Origin of the sequence: Roseburia inulinivorans DSM 16841 (assembly GCF_000174195.1) — a bacterium.
GTDB lineage: Bacteria > Bacillota > Clostridia > Lachnospirales > Lachnospiraceae > Roseburia > Roseburia inulinivorans.
Window position 1 is genome coordinate 46,422 of sequence record NZ_ACFY01000104.1, and the last position, 18,311, is coordinate 64,732.

The following is an 18,311-nucleotide window of genomic DNA, read 5'->3' on the forward strand; positions in this document are numbered from 1 at the left end:
ATTTCCTCAAGTTTGCTATAATTGATGTAATGTAAAGCTCGAAACTCGTACATAATGTAGAACGCGTTTCGCACAAACCATTATGATACCAGGAGGAATCTGTATGCACTCTCTCATTTTTCATGTCGATGTGAACTCTGCCTTTTTGAGCTGGGAATCGGCGAAACGCCTGCGTGATAACCCGGATGCACTGGATTTAAGAACCATCAACGCCGTAATCGGCGGCGATGAAAAGATGCGCCACGGAGTGGTCCTTGCAAAATCTCCTTCTGCGAAGAAATACGGCATTATGACCGGCGAACCATTATCCCATGCCAGACAAAAATGCCCGGAACTTGTCGTTGTTCCGCCGGATCATGAACTGTACGCTGCTTCCTCCCGAAAGTTTATCGAAATTTTAGAAGAGGTTGCCCCGGTGATCGAACAGTGCAGTATTGATGAGGCTTTCTGCGATATGACCGGAACGGAAAAACTCTACGGCGATCCCATTGCTTTCGCAACAAAATTAAAAGACCGGATTTATAAGGAGCTTGGCTTTACCGTCAATATCGGTATCTCTACAAATAAGCTTTTAGCAAAGATGGCATCTGATTTTGAGAAGCCAAACCGTGTGCATACTCTTTTTCCGGAAGAGATGGCGACAAAGTTCTGGCCGCTCCCGGTGGAATCGTTATACGGCTGTGGAAAAACCACTGCAAAAAGACTGCGCTCTCTTGGAATCACAACCATCGGCGCACTTGCAAAAGCAGACCGCCAGATGTTACTCTCTAATTTTAAATCCCAGGGCGATTATCTGTGGGAATCCGCCAATGGGATCTCCTCCTCTGCCGTGACTGCAGAATCTCCTGCCAACAAGGGTTATGGCAACTCGGTCACTCTGCCTTATGATGTCACAGATACAGAAAACGCGCACCACATTCTGTTATCTCTCTGTGAGACTGTGGGTGCGCGCATCCGTTATGATAAAGCCTACATCAGCGTGGTGCAGGTTCAGATTGTGGACAATGACTTTCATCACCGCTGTAAGCAGTTATCCCTGCCTTCTGCCACTAACGTGACCGAAAAGATTTATGAGGCAGCCTGCAATGCATTTGACCAGGGCTGGGATCACGCCCCCATCCGGCTGCTCGGTGTCTCTACGAGCAAAGCAACCGACGAAAGCTATGAGCAGTATAATCTTTTCGATCAGGATAAGTTTGAGCGGTTGTCCAAATTAAATTCTGCTATCGATAAAATCCGTGATAAGTATGGGGATGATGCAATCGTGCGTGCCTGTTTTGCGGATACGCACAAAAATTAAGCTACAACATCCTCAAACTGGGAATTATAAAGGTTCGCATAGAAACCTCCTGCTGCGAGAAGTTCCTCATGTCTTCCCTGCTCAATGATATCTCCATCCTTCATGACAAGAATCAAATCTGCGTCACGGATCGTGGAAAGTCTGTGTGCAATGACAAAGCTGGTTCTGCCCTTCATCAGGTTATCCATTGCCTTCTGGATCTCAATCTCGGTTCTTGTATCTACCGAAGAAGTTGCCTCATCTAAAATCAGGATCTTATTGTCTGCAAGGATTGCTCGCGCAATGGTCAGAAGCTGTTTCTGTCCCTGCGATACATTGCTTGCATCCTCGTTTAATTCCATCTGGTAACCACCCGGCAGCGTCTTGATGAAATGATCTGCTCTCGCTGCCTTCGCTGCCGCGATCACTTCCTCATCCGTTGCATCCAGCCGGCCGTACCGGATATTTTCCATGATTGTTCCCTTGAACAGCCAGGTATCCTGCAATACCATTCCGAATGCATCACGCAGTTCCCTGCGGTTGAAATCCTTGATATTATGTCCATCAAGACAGATTGCTCCGCTGTTTACATCATAGAAACGCATAAGCAGTTTTACCATCGTCGTTTTTCCGGCTCCGGTTGGTCCTACGATTGCGATTTTCTGTCCCGGTTTTACGCTGGCACTGAAATCATTGATGATGATCTGCTCTGGATTGTATCCAAAATGGACATGATCAAATGTCACTGCACCTGTAATTTTCGAAACATCCGCCGGATGTTCTACAATCTGCTCTTCTTCCTCTTCCTCCAAAAACTCAAATACACGCTCGGATGCTGCAGACATAGACTGTACCTGATTGATCACCTGCGCGATCTGCTGGATCGGCTGTGTGAAGTTTTTCACATACTGGATGAACGCCTGGATATCACCGATTGTGATCGTGCCACGGATTGCAAGCAGTCCACCTGTCAGGGCAACACAGGCATAACCTAAGTTTCCGACAAACATCATGATTGGCTGCATCATACCGGACAAAAACTGTGATTTCCATGCGGAATCATAGAGAATATCATTCGTTTTCTCAAACTCTTCAATCGTATCTTTCTCGCGGTTAAATGCCTTGATGACAAGGTGACCACCGTATACCTCTTCCACCTGTCCATTGATGTGTCCTAAATACTCCTGCTGCGCACGGAAATATTTCTGCGATTTTTTTGTCACAAATCCAATCAGTCCCATGGAGATTGGTAAGATCACAAGTGCAATAAGTGTCATAAGCGGTGAAATACTGAGCATCATCACAAGCACGCCGATCAGTGTTGCAACGGATGTAATGATCGTGGTAATACTCTGGTTCAGTCCCTGTCCCAACGTATCTACATCGTTGGTGATACGGGACAATACCTCGCCGTAAGTACGGCTCTCGAAGTATTTCATCGGCATGCGGTTGATTTTTTCTGAGATTTCTTTTCTGAGCTGGTAGCACACTTTCTGTGTGATCCCGGTCATGATCCATCCCTGGATAAAGTTGAAAACCGCACTGCACAGATACAGACCAAGCACAAACAAAAGAATGCTTCCAATCTTTCCAAAATCAATGCTTCCGGTTCCCTGAATTTTCGCCATCAGACCTTCCGATAATGCAGTGGTCGCTTTTCCTAAAATTTTCGGTCCTGCAACATTAAATATGGTAGAACATGCTGCAAAAAACATGACAACAAAAATTGCAGCTTTGTATTTTCCGATATAGCTCATCAGCTTTTTGATGGATTTTTTGAAGTCCTTCGGTTTCTCGCCCGGCTGCATGCCATGTCCCATCGGTCCTCTTCTCCGTGGCTGATGTGTTTTAACTTCCTGTTCTCTACTCATTCAAAGCCACCTCACTTTCCTCAAGTCCAAGTTCTTTCGCGGATAACTGTGATTTTGCAATCTGCCGGTAAACTTCGCATGATTTTAACAGTTCTTCATGTGTACCCTTGCCGACAATTTTTCCGTCATCGAGCACTAAAATCTGCTCTGCATGTAAAATGGTACTGATACGCTGTGCCACGATGATCACAGTACTGTCTTTTACATTCTCAGCAAGCGCTTTTCGCAGTGCCGCGTCTGTCTTTAAATCGAGCGCCGAGAAACTGTCATCGAAAATAAAGATTTTCGGATCTTTTGCAATCGCCCTTGCAATCGCAAGACGCTGTTTCTGTCCACCGGAAACATTGCTTCCGCCCTGCGCGATTGCACTCTCATACTTGTCATCCTTCGCCTCGATAAACTCTGTTGCCTGTGCAATCTCTGCCGCTTTCTTAATCTCCTCGTCTGTCGCATCATCTTTTCCAAAACGAAGATTCGAAGCGATCGTTCCGGAGAATAAAACACCTTTCTGTGGAACGAAACCAATCTCATCACGAAGATCAGACATCGTAATGTTACGGATATCTTTTCCATCGAGTGTAATACTTCCGTCTGTCACATCATATAAACGCGGGATCAGATTGACCAGTGTGGATTTGCCACATCCGGTGCTTCCAATGATCGCAGTGGTCTGTCCCGGTTCCGCTGTAAAATCAATGTCATGAAGCACATCTTCCTCCGCACCCGGATATTTGAAATTCACATGGGAGAATTTCACAACTCCATTGTGTGTTGTCACTTTTTCCGGCTCTTTTGCGTCATGGATCGAGGATTCTGTCTGAATGACCTCATCAATACGGTCTGCTGCAACGGCTGCACGAGGAAGCATGATCGACATCATCGTGAGCATTAAGAATGACATAACGATCATCATCGAATAAGTGATAAACGCTGTCATTGCGCCGACCTGCATCGTTCCTGCATCAATTTTGTGGGCACCCACCCAAACGATACCAACGGAAAGAACATTCATGATCATCATCATTCCCGGCATCATAAAAGTCATGACACGGTTGGTAAACAGCATTGTTTTTGTCAGGTCTTTGTTTGCCACATCAAAACGTTCTTCCTCTTTTTTCTCCCTGCCGAAAGCACGGATGACCGAAAGACCGGTCAGAATCTCTCTGGATACCAGATTGATATTATCCACCAGCTTCTGCATCAACTGGAACTTTGGCATGGCAACTGCCATCAGCACCATCACATAACCAAGGATCACAAGGATCGCAAGGACAATGATCCATCCCATTCCGGCTCCGGTCTGCACGACTTTTAACACACCGCCAATGCCTAAGATCGGTGCATACGCTACCATACGAAGCAGCATAACCGAAACCATCTGGATCTGCTGGATATCATTCGTGCTTCTTGTAATCAGGGAAGCTGTGGAAAATTTATCCATCTCCGCATTAGAAAATCCAACAACCTGTTTAAATACTTTCTCTCTTAATGTTCTTCCGATGCCTGCACCGACACGGGAGGCAAAGAAGCCCACTAAAACCGTCACGATTCCGATCATCAGCGCCATGCCGACCATTTTCAGTCCGGCTGTGACAAGATAACTTTTCTGAATCTTTTCCACGTCAATTCCTGCCGCTTTATCGCAGGATACCGCATAGGCTGCGCCCATGGATTTCACAAGGGAACTTCCCATTGTATCAATGGTCTCTTCCATGCTGTCTCTCATGGAAAGTAAGGTGTCTTTTTCCAGAGTACCGGCATCTGCCCCGGTCGGTTTTGCAACATGCTCTTTTACTGCAGAGTCTTCCATCGCACTCATCTGATAATTCATAATGAGCGGAACTGCCAGTGTGTCATCGATCTCGTTTAATTCTGATCTGGATGTCACCTGCAGCCGGTAAATATCACCGTCTTTCTCATAGATACTCTCCCAGAGATCTGCCTCCTCATCCGTCATGAATAACTCTGCCGTTTCAAACTCATCCGCAGTCAATGCCTCCGGCACTACATGTTCCACACCATAGTTCTGGATACCAACATCAATGATATCCGATGTGTAAGACGGTAGTGACAGATCACACCATGCCTGCACAAAGAGTAACGCAATGATAATCACAATTGATTTCCAATATGGAATCATATTTTTAAAAATCTTACTCATGTTCCCTTTCCTTTCTTCTGCCTTGCCCTTTTCTAGCTTCAATCTCTTTTTCCGCAATATGATAAATGTTATCCAAATAAGAAATCAGGCGTTTCATATCTGCCTCATCCACCTGTGACATCACTGACTTTCCAAAATCCGACATTGTCTGCCTTGCTTCCTCTGTCAGTTGTCTTCCTGCTTCCGTCAGTTCCACATAGGTGTTGCGCCTGTCATTTTTGTTGACATTCCGCTCGACGTATCCACGCTCCTCTAACCCTTTTAACGTTCTGGAAATTGCCGGAGGCAGCATCTTTGCCCGCGCAGCCAGTTCCGAAATCGTAATCTGACCGTTCTCTCCTTTATCCATGATCGTACACAGCACAAAATAGTCTGTCTTACACACTTCTGGAAACATCTCGGAAAACTTCAGCTTTCGGAATTGATTCATCGACCGAAAAAGTTCTTCATATAATTTATCCATAATTCACTCACCGTCCGTTATTAGTTAACATTGTTATGTATTAAACGCGTTAAATAATAACACAGGCAAATATCTGTGTCAAGATATCTGTCGGTGTTTATAATAATTTTATAATTTGGTAATTATGAAGCGCCAAGGCAATTCATAAATTTGCAAAACCTGTTGGCGCGAATGAGCGCATTTTACATAATTTTATGGATTCTCTCCAAAATGTCCGCTACCTCGTGCATCTCCATCTGTCCCGGTGCGCTCGCCTTTTTGTGTGCCGCAAAGGTAATGGCAGAACCAAAGCTCTCGCCGCACAGCCTGCTGATCATTCCCATCTTTCCCATGGACATTGTGATGACCGGTGTGTCCGGATTCTCTTCCTTGAACTCATACGTCACAGATAAAAGTTTTAAAACATCCTCCATATTCTGTGGCATAACTGCAAGTTTTACAATATCTGCACCTCCTGCACACATCTGTTCTAACAGCATCTTCATAACTTCTCTGTCCGGCGTCTCATAAAAATCATGGTGGGAGGCAATGACCTTCAAGCCCTGCTTATGAAGCTTTCTGATTTTTCTTGCCGGATGCTCCTCCTCAAAAAATTCCAGATCAAGCAGATCCACGCATCCTGACTCTGCCGCAAGATCATGAAGGTCGTTCAGTTCATCCGGTGCGAGTTCTCCCATACCGCCCTGTTTTTTGGTTCGGAATGTATATAAGAAGATCTTCTCTTTCATGCACTCTGCCGCAGCCGCAAACACTTCGCGCACTGCGTTGTAATTCTTATAATCCACGAAAGTATCTATTCGCCATTCCACTATATCTGCTTCACTTTTTGCAAGTGTCCGTAATTCGTCTATGATCTCTTCTTTATTGCTTTCCATAACCGGAACGCATAAAAGTGGTTTTCCTGTTCCAATTGTTTTTCCTTTAATCTCCATATGCCTGTCCTGCTCCTTTTCTGTCCATCCTAAACCGGATTTGCGAAACTCTGCCTGATTTATGTTCCACGATCATTTCTATTTTAAAACACCAGACTCTAATATTCAATGCATGCAATATAAATAGTATTCATGGAGACTATAAAAAATTGGAACATCTGTGAATTTGACAATTTATTCACAATCTATTAGAATGACTGTTAGTATAACCTATTAAAGGAGAATTTCACATGAGTTTCACATTTTTAAACGAATTACCTTCTCCTGCCCAGATCCAAGAAAGATATCCTCTGTCAGAGAAACTGCAGGAGTTAAAAAACAGCGTGACGCAGAGATCAGCAATGTGATCAAAGGTCTTGACAACCGTTTTCTTGTCATCATCGGGCCGTGTTCTGCAGACAACGAAGATTCTGTATGCGATTATGTCAGCCGTCTCACTTCCATCCAGGAAGATGTCAAAGACAAGCTGATCATCATCCCGCGTGTGTATACAAATAAACCACGTACCACCGGCGAAGGCTACAAGGGAATCGCTTCCCAGCCTGACCCTGAAAAAGCACCGGATATGGTGGAAGGTCTGATCGCCATGCGCAAAATGCACATCCGTGCCATTGAAGAAAGCGGTCTCACCTGTGCAGACGAAATGCTTTATCCGGAAAACTGGGGATATGTAGAAGACCTGCTCTCCTACGTTGCGATCGGTGCACGTTCGGTTGAAGACCAGCAGCACCGTCTTACCGTCAGCGGTTTTGATGTTGCATCCGGAATGAAAAATCCAACCAGCGGTGACTTTGCCGTTATGCTCAACTCCGTTTATGCTGCCCAGCATCCACACCATTTTGTTTACCGTGGCTATGAAGTGGAGACAACCGGAAATCCATTAACCCACGTTGTACTCCGCGGTGCCGTCAGCAAACACGGCAACAGCACGCAGAACTATCACTATGAGGATCTGATCCGTCTCTGCGATATGTATGCCAAAATGGATCTTGTGAACCCGGCTGCCATTATTGATGCAAACCACTCCAATTCCGGCAAACAGTTCAAAGAACAGATCCGTATTGTCAAGGAAGTCATGCATAACCGTCAGTTATCGCAAGACATCCATAACATGGTAAAAGGTGTGATGATCGAGAGTTATATCGAAGAGGGTTCTCAGAAGATCCACGACCATATTTATGGAAAATCTATCACAGATCCCTGCCTTGGATGGGAAGATTCCAGAAAACTGATTTATGATATTGCGGAGATGTGTAAATAAAACATCGCTTTTTATTTTGTTCTATAGTAAAAAAGTCTGCCGACAGGTACTACCTGCCAGCAGACTTTTTTCATACACCTTACAGTGCTCATTTTTCATTACAGATCTGATGAAGATTATTCCGCACGGGACATAGCTTCTTCGTAATCTTTTGTGCCTTTCCAGATCTCATCTTTGTAAGGATTCTTCTTTAACTTCATAGAACGTTTGATAATTGCAGCGAATACAACAATGTTGACTACAATTGAAAGAACAGAGATCACACCCTGTGCTGTAGGATCTACTGCTGTTGGATGTGTAGCTGCATCCATGAATCCATCTGCGTAGAGCCTTGGGATAACTGCAAATTTACCCTGATCCTGGAATAATGGGAATACCTGGGCAAACATACACCATAATGCTAATGTGTTAGCACGGTTCTGAATCCAGCCACCTTTGTTCCAGAATGCTGCAGCAAATGTAGGTGCAAGTAATAATGCAACACCACAATACCAGGAATGAGTCGGAAGGTTTAAGTAAGTATACTGGAAGTTCCATACATCATAAGCTAAGATGAACATCCATGTCATATCCGGCCATAACATATCATCTTTTTTCTTAGATGTGTAGATTCCCCACCAGCCTGTCATACATAAGATATTGATAATACCTGCAAGACCGTTGAGAACGTTCCACCATCCACCATATAACCATACGCCTTCAGATGATAACCACCAGCTTGTTCCTGTCTCTGCGAGTGCTTGTGCACCTCTGATGGCAGATTCGAAATCGCTGCATACTGCGATCAAGATGTTGATTGCTACGATGACAAATGGGAAAGCCTTAAACCACTGTGTTTTTCCAATACCCCATTTGTATTTGAGCATCATAAAACCAATACATCCAGCTGTAGCTGCATATAACTTCGCATAGTGGAACCAGCTTGTCATATGTACATATGTATTGTTATTGAGCGCCCATTCAGCTCCCGCTGCTGCTGAAACGTAAATTGCAATAAAGTAAACTGTCAGAATGATCGGAAGAACAACGAAACATAACATTCCGCCGGCTTTTGTACGTCTGGCAATTTCATTTGCAAGTACGAGACAGGTAAAAACTAAAATCCAGCCAAGAAACTGCCATGCAGCTCCCTCGCCGTAAACCTGAAACAACAGTCCATGATTTAACATATTGTTTCCTCCCTTATAAAATTATTATTTCTGGTCATACCAGTGATTGTTATGATTTTAACACTTTTTTTATAAAGTTTCAACATTATTTACATTTTCATATACTTTTTGACAAAATTGTATATTATTTCTAGCTGATCATTTCCCTTTTTTTGGGGATTTTCGGAAAAACTCTTCAAAAATGTTCACAAGGATATTCTTACTTTAACTGATTTTGCATTAAAAAAGATGTTCTGTGGTACAACCAGAGCCACGAACATCTTTTTCCTTATATTATCTATTTGTACAAACTTATGTTATATAGGATATAAACCTCTCACAGGTTACTTTTCATCCTCGATCACAAGTTTTCCTGCTGACACTTCCATAAATACACTCTCCGGGTCTGCCTTTTTCATCGCAAGCAGTAATTCCCACAGATTGTGGATCTGATTTGCCAGTACACCGGACGCCTGAACCGCATACGGCAGCAGCATTGGCAGCTGGAACACACGGATTCCAAGCGGTGGAAGGAAGATCATGTTGGTCGTATGTACCTTATCTCCGGCGGTTTTGATCATCTCATAGGTGATCATCAGAAAATCCTGTCCCTTATATTTGCAATAATAGGAAACATAACATTCATCGATCGTCCAGGAAACACCATCCTCCACTTCGACCGGTTTCTCGGATACTTCATTATTTTCCGTTGTCTGCACACTGAGGTTCCAGCGGATTTTTCCATCCTTCGTATCATTGTACATCTCTGTCAGCATATGACTCAATTCTTCTGGTCTTTTCATTGTTTTTCTCCTTATGTTGTTCTTTTCTATTTCTCCAACGCATGTTCCCCGATGCGCACTGCATGCACTACAAAACGTTTTCCCGTGGTGGAACAGGTCGACAGTGTCATAATATGATCGTCTTTCGTCACGTTCACTCCTGTATCATCATAGGACTTTTGCTTCATCTTATCAATAAATTTTTGAAAAGTCTCATCCGGTGCAAAGCCAACCGTGTAAACTTCGTCGGTTTCCGGCACATCATAGTAGGCAAAAATCTGATAACGGTACGCACACTCTGATGTATAGATTGTAAAAAACTGATGATCTTTATAAAAATCCTCTGTTTTATATTTTTTCAGGCTGCCAAACATGCTTAAGTTTTTCATGTTGTGCCCATATAGGATTGTATGGTAATCCTGAAAATCCGGTGTGTTCATCCCCTCCATAAAAATACATCCGGCAATCGTCTGATTTCCGTAAATATCCGTGCGAAGATACTTCTCATCATCCCCGGAATATAAAACCGGATAACTGAGCTGCTCCAGATTGTCAAACCGTATCCAGCCGATAATATCCGCATTGACCTGCTGAAGTTCTTCCAGCTTCACATCTACATCTGTATACCACCACGAATCATCCCCCTCTGTCTCCTCCGCCACTTCCGTATTCTCCGCTTTCTCTGAAATATAGTTTTCCTTTAATGCCTCATAGGTGTCGTTGGACTGTTTGTAATTCAAAAGATCCGGCACCAGCATAATGAGTGCTGCCACGATCAGCGCTGCGCCAAGAAGAAAAAGAAGAACCGTTGACCGGCTGCTTTTATTTTGTTTCATGCCCGTTTCTCTCCCACTTTACTCTGCTGTGCACGTAAAAAACTATCTGCACTGTTTTAGATTGTACCACAAAATGAGCAGACCTCATAGTCCCTATGAAAAGTCTGCTCAGATGTTTTACCTTTTATTTAGTTGAAAGAAACCTGTGCAAGTGCGTCTGTGTAATTTGCAAAGCCGGCTGCCTGAACTGCACATGCAGAAACTTTAATATCGGTAAATGTGGTATTCTCTGTCACATTGTTTCCAACCGTTACTTCTTCAAAGATGGTAGAATGAGCGGATTTGGAAATCACATCTTTTTTTGCATATACTTTGTAGTCAATATTATTTAAGTTCTGTGCTGTTTTATAAGCGTCTGTCACATCTACCCAGTCAGAAGCATATGTGATCGTAAGTTCCGGGTTTTCATTCACGATTTTCGCAAATACCCATGCGTCCTGTGAATCATCTGCCATGTGTACGGTCGGATCTTTGTATACCACTTCTCCTGCAACCAGATCCTCGTACTTATTTTCTTTTACCGTCCACTCTCCGGTGCCATCAGCATCCACATACAGATTGCTGTTTTCATCTCTTGCCACTTTGGACTCGGATAAACCGCCTGTCAGCGGATCATCATCAAAGTTTACATTTCCGACGGTAAAGGTGTTGGTGACAGTTCCGGTTGTGCTCGTCAGGTAAGCAAATGTGCTGCCTGCGCCGATTGCACCGATCAGGCTGATTGCTCCAAGCAGTGTGATTAATTTTGTTTTCTTCATAATTTCTGATCTCCTTTTTCATTTCATGATAATCTTTTCATTCTTATGTACTTTCCATTCTGTAACTTGCGGTTCCTGCCTTATCAGAAACCGTTTTATTACGATACTGTTTTATCACTCAATGGTCACACGGCGGTCATATATCAGAATTTTCAGTAACGTTTCTTCATTCCGTATCTGAAATTTTCTTCTTATCCTCCTCTAAAAATATCCGGAATGAAGTTTAAGAGGATCAGCACGATCAAAACACCGCACACTACCGCAATACCGAGCGGTGTCTTTGCATAAATGGAAATAAATCCAAGATACGGGATATGAAATGCATACACCCCGACGATCTGCTGCCATGCAACGGGAGCTGTATCCGCAATATTATTGGCGTCTCCCTGCGTGACAACGGTCTGTTCCTCCTTATCCACCGAAATGATCCTGTGCGTTACCAGCGTTCCCGCCGGAAGCTGATAAGTGACGACTGCTCCATCCCTCGCCTCACTCCCGGTAAAATTTTTATCGTAGACGATCGCCCCGACCGGGATCCCTGGTTCCATGCTGCCGCTCAGGACCGCATACTCATCATATCCAAGCATTTTCGGGACAAACAGAAAGCCTGCGATCACAAGCAGTCCGAGAAATACCACCATTGATAATACATTGCAAATTTTCTTTGTCATTTTCTTTTGCGCCTTTCTGACTTATTTGGTTACTTCTGCAAAAAATCCCTTCAAAACCGGAAGCCCTACTTTATCTCCGGCCTCATAACTTCCGGCAAACACTGCCTCCTGATAAACCGTGATATCGAAATTTTTTGTCACATTTCCAATTTTTACTGCATCAAATAAATTATCCGTGTTCTGCCCCGGCGCAACCGGACTGTTGTAGTAAAACCAGCCGTCCGTGCCCTGATACCAGCCGGTTCCGTCACCATCGGGATCATACAGCGTACTCTCGGTCGCAATGCTGTCCGCTGCCTTGCCTTTCTCCGTAAAAGCAGTTCCGTTCCAGGTGCCGTTTAACAGCGTCACTTCTGTCTGTTCCGGTGAGATTGTGATCCTGGCCCGGACAAATGCATCCGAAATTCCAGTGTTTTTTACACTCGGATTCTTTTTCACGGTGCTTCCTGCTTTGATTTTGCCCTCAAACTCTTCCTCGATCTCAGTCGCCACTTTTGCCGCCTGAAACGTATTGGTCACCGTTCCTGCTGTTGCTGTGATAATTGCAAATGTTGCTGCTGTTCCAATAATTCCAACCATCAGTGCAATTGTAATCACAAATATTTTTTTCTTTTTCCATATTTCTTTCATACACACTGCCTCCGATTATTTGCGCACATCTGTTGTGGAATGATTATCAACATCTGTCGTCCTGGTTGCTTTTTCATGGATCACAAATTGATTTTTCACGGCATCCGTATCCGTGAGCTTTCCATCACTTCTGGTCTTATTGTTTTTGGCTGTGACGTTCACACGGTCTGCCTGCAAGTGTAAATCTGCCGCTGTTGTGACAAAGTCCTCTGCGTCAAAGCTGCAGGCCTCGTCTCTGCTGCGGATACCAACTGCAAATTGTGCGCTGTTTCCGGCAATCTGTGATGCACAGTTTGTGTCTGCGGTAAACTCTTTTAACGTAAAGCCCATCGTGTCAAGTTCTTCTACTTTATAGATTCCCTGCGCAAGTCCTTCCAGTGTCGTCTGTGCTTTCACATTGAACATTCCGGTTGTCGTGTTCTGCTTCTCTGCGCTTTTCTCTCCAAATCTTAACGTCTTATAATAAACATCGCCTGTCGTCTGATTGGTGATCTTAAATGTAAAGATCGGATCACCCTCACACGCTCTGATATCTTTTTTACTGATTTTCTTTGTGATCGTAAGCGTTCCCGTTTTCACTTTCACGTCATATTTTCCTGCATAGGCTTCCCCATCCGCATGCGCTGCCTCCACCTGTGTCTCATTTTTATAGATCACACCGTTTAACGTGGAGTTTGCGCTGGAAGCATCTGTCGCTTCCTCCACCGGCAGAAATGCTTTTGCGTAATACGTGGTATCCTGTTTAGGTCTCTCTTTTTTCAGGTTTTCCTGCGTGATCTCCTCACGGCAGCCTTTGTCCGTGTAGAACGTCAGATACACCTTTGTCATTTTGGCGCTGTCCGCATCTTTCATGCGCACTGCCGCATCATCTGCATAGTTTTCCAGATTTTCCCCGAGAAAAATCGTATCTGCTGTGTCTGTGATCTGATACGCAATTCTCACATTCACGGTCGGCTGCGGCAATTCCAGCTGTGTGCCGCCAAAGCTTAAAAAGGAATACGGATTTACATTTGTAGTCATATTATTTCCACCCAGACAGGATTCTTTTGCCACGATATGGATTGTTTTCTGCCAGCCGGAGGCGCCGTTTTCCTTCGGCTTTACTTCCTGATCAAGCCAGCTGACCGTCGTTGTGCCATCCTCATTGACCGTTACCTGTGCGCCATCCGCTCTCAGACGTTGGATCTCGGCATCTGTCAGCTCAAATTCCGCATCAATAATGTCCGTCACCTGCACTCCGGTCAGGGATCTTGACTGTGTGATCGTGCTCTGGATGTTCTGAAAGATTTTGTTTAACTCCTCCGCAGTATCCGCCGTAAATGCACAGCCGGCTGACGCCACTTTCTCTCCCAGCCATGTGGCAGTCTCGTTATTTAAACCAAGCCCGACTGTGATGACCGTATAGCCTGCCTCTTTCAGCTTCACCGCTGATGCTTCTGTCTCCATTTTGTCATTGCTGTCCGAAGGCTCTCCGTCGGAGAACAGGATCACATATTTTTTGTTGCCATCTTCTGCCTTCTGCAATTCGCTGTATGCATGCTCCAGTCCTTTCTGTGGAGAGGTACCGCCGTCCGCAAAAAGCGCATTGACGGACTTTAACATCTCATTTTTATTTACCTTCGAAAGACCGTGGTTTAATTTGCCCTCGGTACTGCTGTTCCACCCATTGCCAATGCCATAAAAGGTGGCGATTCCGACCAGACTGTCCGGTGATGTATCGGAAATACCTGTCACAAATCCGCTGGCGGCGTCTTTTAACGCAGAAATCTTAGACGTCCATACTGCCATCACATCACTGTCTGAAATGCTCTGATAACTGCCGTCCACATACTTTTTCCATTGTCCGTCGATATATTTTACCGGATACTTCGCATACACATTACCGGATACAGCCGCTGTTCCCATCCCGACACTCTTATCATATGTCCATGGCCACCAGCCACTCTTTTCATATTTATTCCAGTAGTACACTTTATTGATATCCATCTGATTCTTCACTCTGCTGAATTCTCCGATATCCTTTAATTGATTTTGACCGGACATAATTTCATTCATCGAGCCGGACAGATCAAATACCATCATGGCATCCACTGTCTGTATTTTTTCAACTGTGCTCTGCGAGGTAGCAAGCGAACTTGCGTCAAGATCAATCTGATACTCTCTGTTCTCCCAGTCAGTCAGTTTCGCTGTCTTATGATATTCCACATCCTTCTCCGTAAAATCAACCGGTTTCTCCGGCGGGATATCCGGCACGTCGTCGTCCACCACTTTGATCACGTCCGCATTCGGAAGCGTAAACTTCATGTTACAGTTTGCCTTTCCTGCACCGCGCTCCATATATAAAATGGTCAGATGATGTTCTTTGTTTTTGTCTGTCCTGTCAATATATTTCCAGAGATCGACCGTATCTGTCAGAGCGTCATGGATACCGCCAAGATCGATGACCACCTGTTTCCCATCCAGAATCACCCAGAGATCATCATCCCCGGTAAAAGAATAGTTCAGTTCCCCGATATAATCTCCAAGTGTAAAGGTAACGTCATAGCGGAGTCCAAAATAAAAATTATTATTTCCAAATGGCAGGAAATCCGCCCCCGCAGTTGCTGCCACGTTGTCCTCTTTGTCTAAAACTTCTTTCAGTTCATAAGTGTCACCACTTTGTGAAAATTTTAACCTGTATCCTTCTTTTACTGTCAGTCCTTTTTTCCCTGCCGCAGCTGCTCCGTCTTTCGGAAAAACGCCCGGTTCATTCACACTGAAAAGAACTTCTTTGTAATCATCACTTAACCCGGTAACGATTCCTGTTTTTTTTGCATTTTCTCCAGTTCCTCCGGTATACATGTTGATATGCTGGTCGTCTGTGGTTCCGTTTTGACCTGTTTTTTTCGTGACGGTGTCATATTGATTTTCACTTAAATTCTGGGATACCGTCCCGACCGTGAAACGGTTGTCTTTTTGTTCAGACGGATAGTTGGAATCCGCATTGATACTCAGATCCGCCCTCTGCTGTCCGGCTTTGTCATAAGGGATCACCTCGTAGTCATAAAACGATGCCTCACCGATATAGTCCGTATTTTTTGCCTGATAAAAAACTTTTACAACACTGTCCTCATGGATCTCAATGTTTTCAAGTTCACTTTTGGAAAATGCTTCTCCGTTTACCTGCACATGATCCACATCCCAGTTTAACGCCTTATTGTAGTCGTTAATCTTTGCTCCCGGTGCCATCGTGCGGACGTCATCGCTGTAAATTTTTGCACTCTGCTCATCCTGCGCCTGATATTTGCTGTTGTCATAATGTTCGATGGTCACGGTCACGTTGTTATCTCCATGATTGACGATGACATATTTTGAAAAATGATCCGTGCCAAATGTCACCTCGCCGTCGGCAGAAGTGTTCGCATTCATATCCAACATCTCATTTTTTGTCTCATCAAAATGATACACGCTCGCCGAATCGCCCTCTTTCACCTGCGCAAGCGATAACTGCACCTGCACGGTTGCCCCGGGCTCCACTTCTTTTCCATCTTTTACAAAGGAGATGTCATACGCCACAACCTCTTCTTTTTCTTTCGACTCGCCCTCCATCGCTTTATCGATGGATGCTTCCATTTCTGCTGTGACGGCTACCGGTGCCACGACAAGCTCTGCGCCTGCCGGAAGATCGGTCTCATTCGAAAGTGTCACGACCACGCGGACTGCGTCATTGGAATAGTCGAAGACGGTTTTTAATTCCGGTTGTTCTGTCTCCTCTGTGTTCTCCGTCTCCTCGATTGCTTCAGTCGCCTCAGTGCTCTCTGTGTCATCGGTCACTTCTGTGTTCTCGATTGCTTCGGTGCCTTCGACTGCTTCCGTGCCTTCGACTGCTTCCGTGCCTTCGACTGCTTCCGTGCCTATTGCATTCCCGATGTTGTTGGTCACTTTCGTGCTCTCGCTGTTCTCTGTATTCCTGACTTTTTCTGTATTTCCTGTTCCGTCTGGATCTGACATTTTTCCTTCCTGCCCGGTACTTTCCTGCCCTGCATTTTTCGTCTCATTCAACATCTCTGTGGAAATTTCCGTAAAAACATCCGTGGTGTCTACACTTGTCGCATTGGTGACGGTCACATCGGATGTCAGCAAAGCCAAACATAACAGGAATGCTATCACTTTTTTTACACTCGCTGCAAATTTCATAGAATCCTCCTTACTTTTGCCCTTTGATCTACTGTTTTCTCTTCCAAAGATCTCATCCACTGTATTTGTTTAAAATATGTTCCGCTGTTTTCACTTTCTCTATATGGATCTTGATTTTCAGATTCCGGTAAACTTTATGATCCTGATAAAATTTTGAAATAATCCGGTTTGCGGCCAGCATTCCACCCTCATAAGTGCATGCAGAAAGCAAAATCACATACTGCGAATCACTGAACTGTGCCACTGCATCCCCTGGACGGAGCGATTTTTTCAATGTCTCCGCCAGATGCGGCATCGCATTGCGGATGCGGAACAGATCTACATCACTGACTCTGCTTCCGGTATACTCCCCCGCCTTTAAGGTCAGAAGCAGAATATATTCATTTTCATCAAAACGCGCTGTCTTTCTCACCTGAAGCCTGCAAATTTCCCGAAAGACCGGATACCCGCACAAAAACGCTCCCGCTGGATTCTGTTCTGCAATATCCTGATGTACCTGTGCAATTCCCTGCACATTTCCGCTTTTATTCTGTCTCAGTAATTTGTCATAAACGCCCTTTAATTTTGACAGTCCACAAATTCCAAGCTGCTGCTGCAACGTCCGACAGGCATTCTCATAAACTTCCAGGGCGGAACCAATTTTATTTTTCCTGCCAATGCTCTAATCAGATAACAATATAACTCTTCATCAAGACTTTCCCATTGAAGTGCCTGACTGCAAAGCTGTTCTAACTCTTCAAATTTTTCTGTGCTGACATAATATTCGCACAGATACCGGACGCAGTTTAAATACAAAGAGTGATAATAAGTATTCAGCGTCATCACCCAGTGCATATCTGCAACTTTTGTCATGAAATCACCCTGATAGAGTGCAAGCGCCGCTTTTAATTTCCGGATTGCCTCCCCCTCTGAAATAGTTTTCTGCTTTGCAGATTCAAACATTTGTTCGAACTGTTCTGCATCCACCGCCACCTCCTGTCTGGGATTCCAGCGGTAGGAACCATGATCGGTCAGGATAAAGTCCTCTTCTCCAAAGTTTTTCTTCAGAAGAACTCTCAGACGATACATCAGATTCTTCAATGCCCCTGCCGGATTTCCCGTTTCTTCCTCCTGCCACAACGCATCCGCCATGTCATAAAACGTCAGTGTCTGATTTCTGTGAAGAATCAGATACGCCAGTAAATTTATCATTTTCGGAGATCGTATTTCTTCCTCATTCACAATATGTTCTTCATTCCTTATCTGAAATTTCCCCAGAGTACGAATCGTCAGCATGCAGTTCTCCTCCTCTTTTCCGGCTCTGACTGCCAGATTTTTCCTGTAAGTCTAACATGCATGTATTG

The 18,311-nt window shown here is 44.5% G+C and carries 14 protein-coding genes and 1 pseudogene; 2 read left to right on the forward strand and 13 right to left on the reverse strand.

What is annotated here, in order from left to right:
- Positions 1–103 precede the first annotated feature (103 nt).
- Complete coding sequence (locus tag ROSEINA2194_RS12150; RefSeq protein WP_044927848.1) at positions 104–1,300, forward strand: DNA polymerase Y family protein; 1,197 nt, start codon at positions 104–106, stop codon at positions 1,298–1,300.
- Here ROSEINA2194_RS12150 and ROSEINA2194_RS12155 read toward each other — a convergent pair.
- The 4 genes from ROSEINA2194_RS12155 to aroD all read right to left on the reverse strand — a co-directional run bounded on the left by ROSEINA2194_RS12155 (position 1,297) and on the right by aroD (position 6,706).
- Entirely contained in the window at positions 1,297–3,150 is a 1,854-nt protein-coding gene (locus ROSEINA2194_RS12155; protein ID WP_007887444.1) for an ABC transporter ATP-binding protein, read from the reverse strand. The two genes, ROSEINA2194_RS12150 and ROSEINA2194_RS12155, sit on opposite strands and share 4 nt — an antisense overlap.
- Positions 3,143–5,311: an ABC transporter ATP-binding protein gene (locus ROSEINA2194_RS12160; protein ID WP_007887446.1), complete on the reverse strand. Its 2,169-nt coding sequence runs from the start codon at positions 5,309–5,311 to the stop codon at positions 3,143–3,145. The genes ROSEINA2194_RS12155 and ROSEINA2194_RS12160 overlap by 8 nt, the downstream gene beginning before the upstream one ends.
- Positions 5,304–5,774, reverse strand: a complete 471-nt coding sequence (locus tag ROSEINA2194_RS12165; RefSeq protein WP_007887448.1) for a MarR family winged helix-turn-helix transcriptional regulator — start codon at positions 5,772–5,774, stop codon at positions 5,304–5,306. Before ROSEINA2194_RS12165 ends, ROSEINA2194_RS12160 begins: the two co-directional genes overlap by 8 nt.
- 182 nt (positions 5,775–5,956) lie before the next feature.
- Positions 5,957–6,706 (reverse strand): type I 3-dehydroquinate dehydratase, encoded by a 750-nt coding sequence (gene aroD / locus ROSEINA2194_RS12170; RefSeq protein WP_007887450.1) that lies wholly within the window; start codon positions 6,704–6,706, stop codon positions 5,957–5,959.
- A gap of 230 nt (positions 6,707–6,936) precedes the next feature.
- Between aroD and ROSEINA2194_RS12175 the strand changes: the two are divergent.
- Positions 6,937–7,967: pseudogene (locus ROSEINA2194_RS12175) on the forward strand (3-deoxy-7-phosphoheptulonate synthase).
- 116 nt (positions 7,968–8,083) lie between these two features.
- Here ROSEINA2194_RS12175 and ROSEINA2194_RS12180 read toward each other — a convergent pair.
- From ROSEINA2194_RS12180 to ROSEINA2194_RS12220, 9 genes are all read right to left on the reverse strand, one after another.
- Entirely contained in the window at positions 8,084–9,121 is a 1,038-nt protein-coding gene (locus ROSEINA2194_RS12180; protein WP_044927894.1) for a DUF5692 family protein, read from the reverse strand.
- Positions 9,122–9,459: 338 nt separating this feature from the next.
- The gene (locus ROSEINA2194_RS12185; protein ID WP_007887464.1) at positions 9,460–9,918 is read right to left on the reverse strand and encodes a hypothetical protein; all 459 of its coding nucleotides are present in this window, start codon (positions 9,916–9,918) and stop codon (positions 9,460–9,462) included.
- 26 nt (positions 9,919–9,944) lie between these two features.
- On the reverse strand, positions 9,945–10,733 hold the full coding sequence (gene srtB, locus ROSEINA2194_RS12190) for a class B sortase (RefSeq protein WP_007887466.1): 789 nt from the start codon (positions 10,731–10,733) through the stop codon (positions 9,945–9,947).
- 128 nt (positions 10,734–10,861) lie between these two features.
- A complete protein-coding gene (locus ROSEINA2194_RS12195; RefSeq protein WP_007887468.1) occupies positions 10,862–11,491 on the reverse strand; it encodes a SipW-dependent-type signal peptide-containing protein in 630 nt (209 codons plus the stop codon).
- Between the two features lie 191 nt (positions 11,492–11,682).
- Positions 11,683–12,162, reverse strand: a complete 480-nt coding sequence (locus tag ROSEINA2194_RS12200; protein WP_007887469.1) for a signal peptidase I — start codon at positions 12,160–12,162, stop codon at positions 11,683–11,685.
- A 21-nt stretch (positions 12,163–12,183) separates the two neighbouring features.
- Positions 12,184–12,792, reverse strand: a complete 609-nt coding sequence (locus ROSEINA2194_RS12205; protein WP_007887470.1) for a BsaA family SipW-dependent biofilm matrix protein — start codon at positions 12,790–12,792, stop codon at positions 12,184–12,186.
- Between the two features lie 15 nt (positions 12,793–12,807).
- The gene (locus tag ROSEINA2194_RS12210; protein WP_044927851.1) at positions 12,808–16,968 is read right to left on the reverse strand and encodes a fibro-slime domain-containing protein; all 4,161 of its coding nucleotides are present in this window, start codon (positions 16,966–16,968) and stop codon (positions 12,808–12,810) included.
- A 52-nt stretch (positions 16,969–17,020) separates the two neighbouring features.
- Positions 17,021–17,566, reverse strand: coding sequence for a nucleotidyl cyclase domain-containing protein (locus ROSEINA2194_RS12215; protein WP_007887481.1), 546 nt, complete (start codon positions 17,564–17,566; stop codon positions 17,021–17,023).
- Positions 17,527–18,243: an AfsR/SARP family transcriptional regulator gene (locus tag ROSEINA2194_RS12220; RefSeq protein WP_007887487.1), complete on the reverse strand. Its 717-nt coding sequence runs from the start codon at positions 18,241–18,243 to the stop codon at positions 17,527–17,529. The genes ROSEINA2194_RS12215 and ROSEINA2194_RS12220 overlap by 40 nt, the downstream gene beginning before the upstream one ends.
- Positions 18,244–18,311 lie beyond the last annotated feature (68 nt).

What these genes read in the sequence shown, in the direction of transcription:
- ROSEINA2194_RS12165 (WP_007887448.1), bottom strand. Translation starts at nt 5,774, where the DNA reads ATGGATAAATTATATGAAGAACTTTTTCGGTCGATGAATCAATTCCGA.
- ROSEINA2194_RS12220 (WP_007887487.1), bottom strand. Translation starts at nt 18,243, where the DNA reads ATGCTGACGATTCGTACTCTGGGGAAATTTCAGATAAGGAATGAAGAA.
- aroD (WP_007887450.1), bottom strand. Translation starts at nt 6,706, where the DNA reads ATGGAGATTAAAGGAAAAACAATTGGAACAGGAAAACCACTTTTATGC.
- srtB (WP_007887466.1), bottom strand. Translation starts at nt 10,733, where the DNA reads ATGAAACAAAATAAAAGCAGCCGGTCAACGGTTCTTCTTTTTCTTCTT.
- ROSEINA2194_RS12200 (WP_007887469.1), bottom strand. Translation starts at nt 12,162, where the DNA reads ATGACAAAGAAAATTTGCAATGTATTATCAATGGTGGTATTTCTCGGA.
- ROSEINA2194_RS12155 (WP_007887444.1), bottom strand. Translation starts at nt 3,150, where the DNA reads ATGAGTAGAGAACAGGAAGTTAAAACACATCAGCCACGGAGAAGAGGA.
- ROSEINA2194_RS12185 (WP_007887464.1), bottom strand. Translation starts at nt 9,918, where the DNA reads ATGAAAAGACCAGAAGAATTGAGTCATATGCTGACAGAGATGTACAAT.
- ROSEINA2194_RS12210 (WP_044927851.1), bottom strand. Translation starts at nt 16,968, where the DNA reads ATGAAATTTGCAGCGAGTGTAAAAAAAGTGATAGCATTCCTGTTATGT.
- ROSEINA2194_RS12150 (WP_044927848.1), top strand. Translation starts at nt 104, where the DNA reads ATGCACTCTCTCATTTTTCATGTCGATGTGAACTCTGCCTTTTTGAGC.
- ROSEINA2194_RS12195 (WP_007887468.1), bottom strand. Translation starts at nt 11,491, where the DNA reads ATGAAGAAAACAAAATTAATCACACTGCTTGGAGCAATCAGCCTGATC.
- ROSEINA2194_RS12205 (WP_007887470.1), bottom strand. Translation starts at nt 12,792, where the DNA reads ATGAAAGAAATATGGAAAAAGAAAAAAATATTTGTGATTACAATTGCA.
- ROSEINA2194_RS12160 (WP_007887446.1), bottom strand. Translation starts at nt 5,311, where the DNA reads ATGAGTAAGATTTTTAAAAATATGATTCCATATTGGAAATCAATTGTG.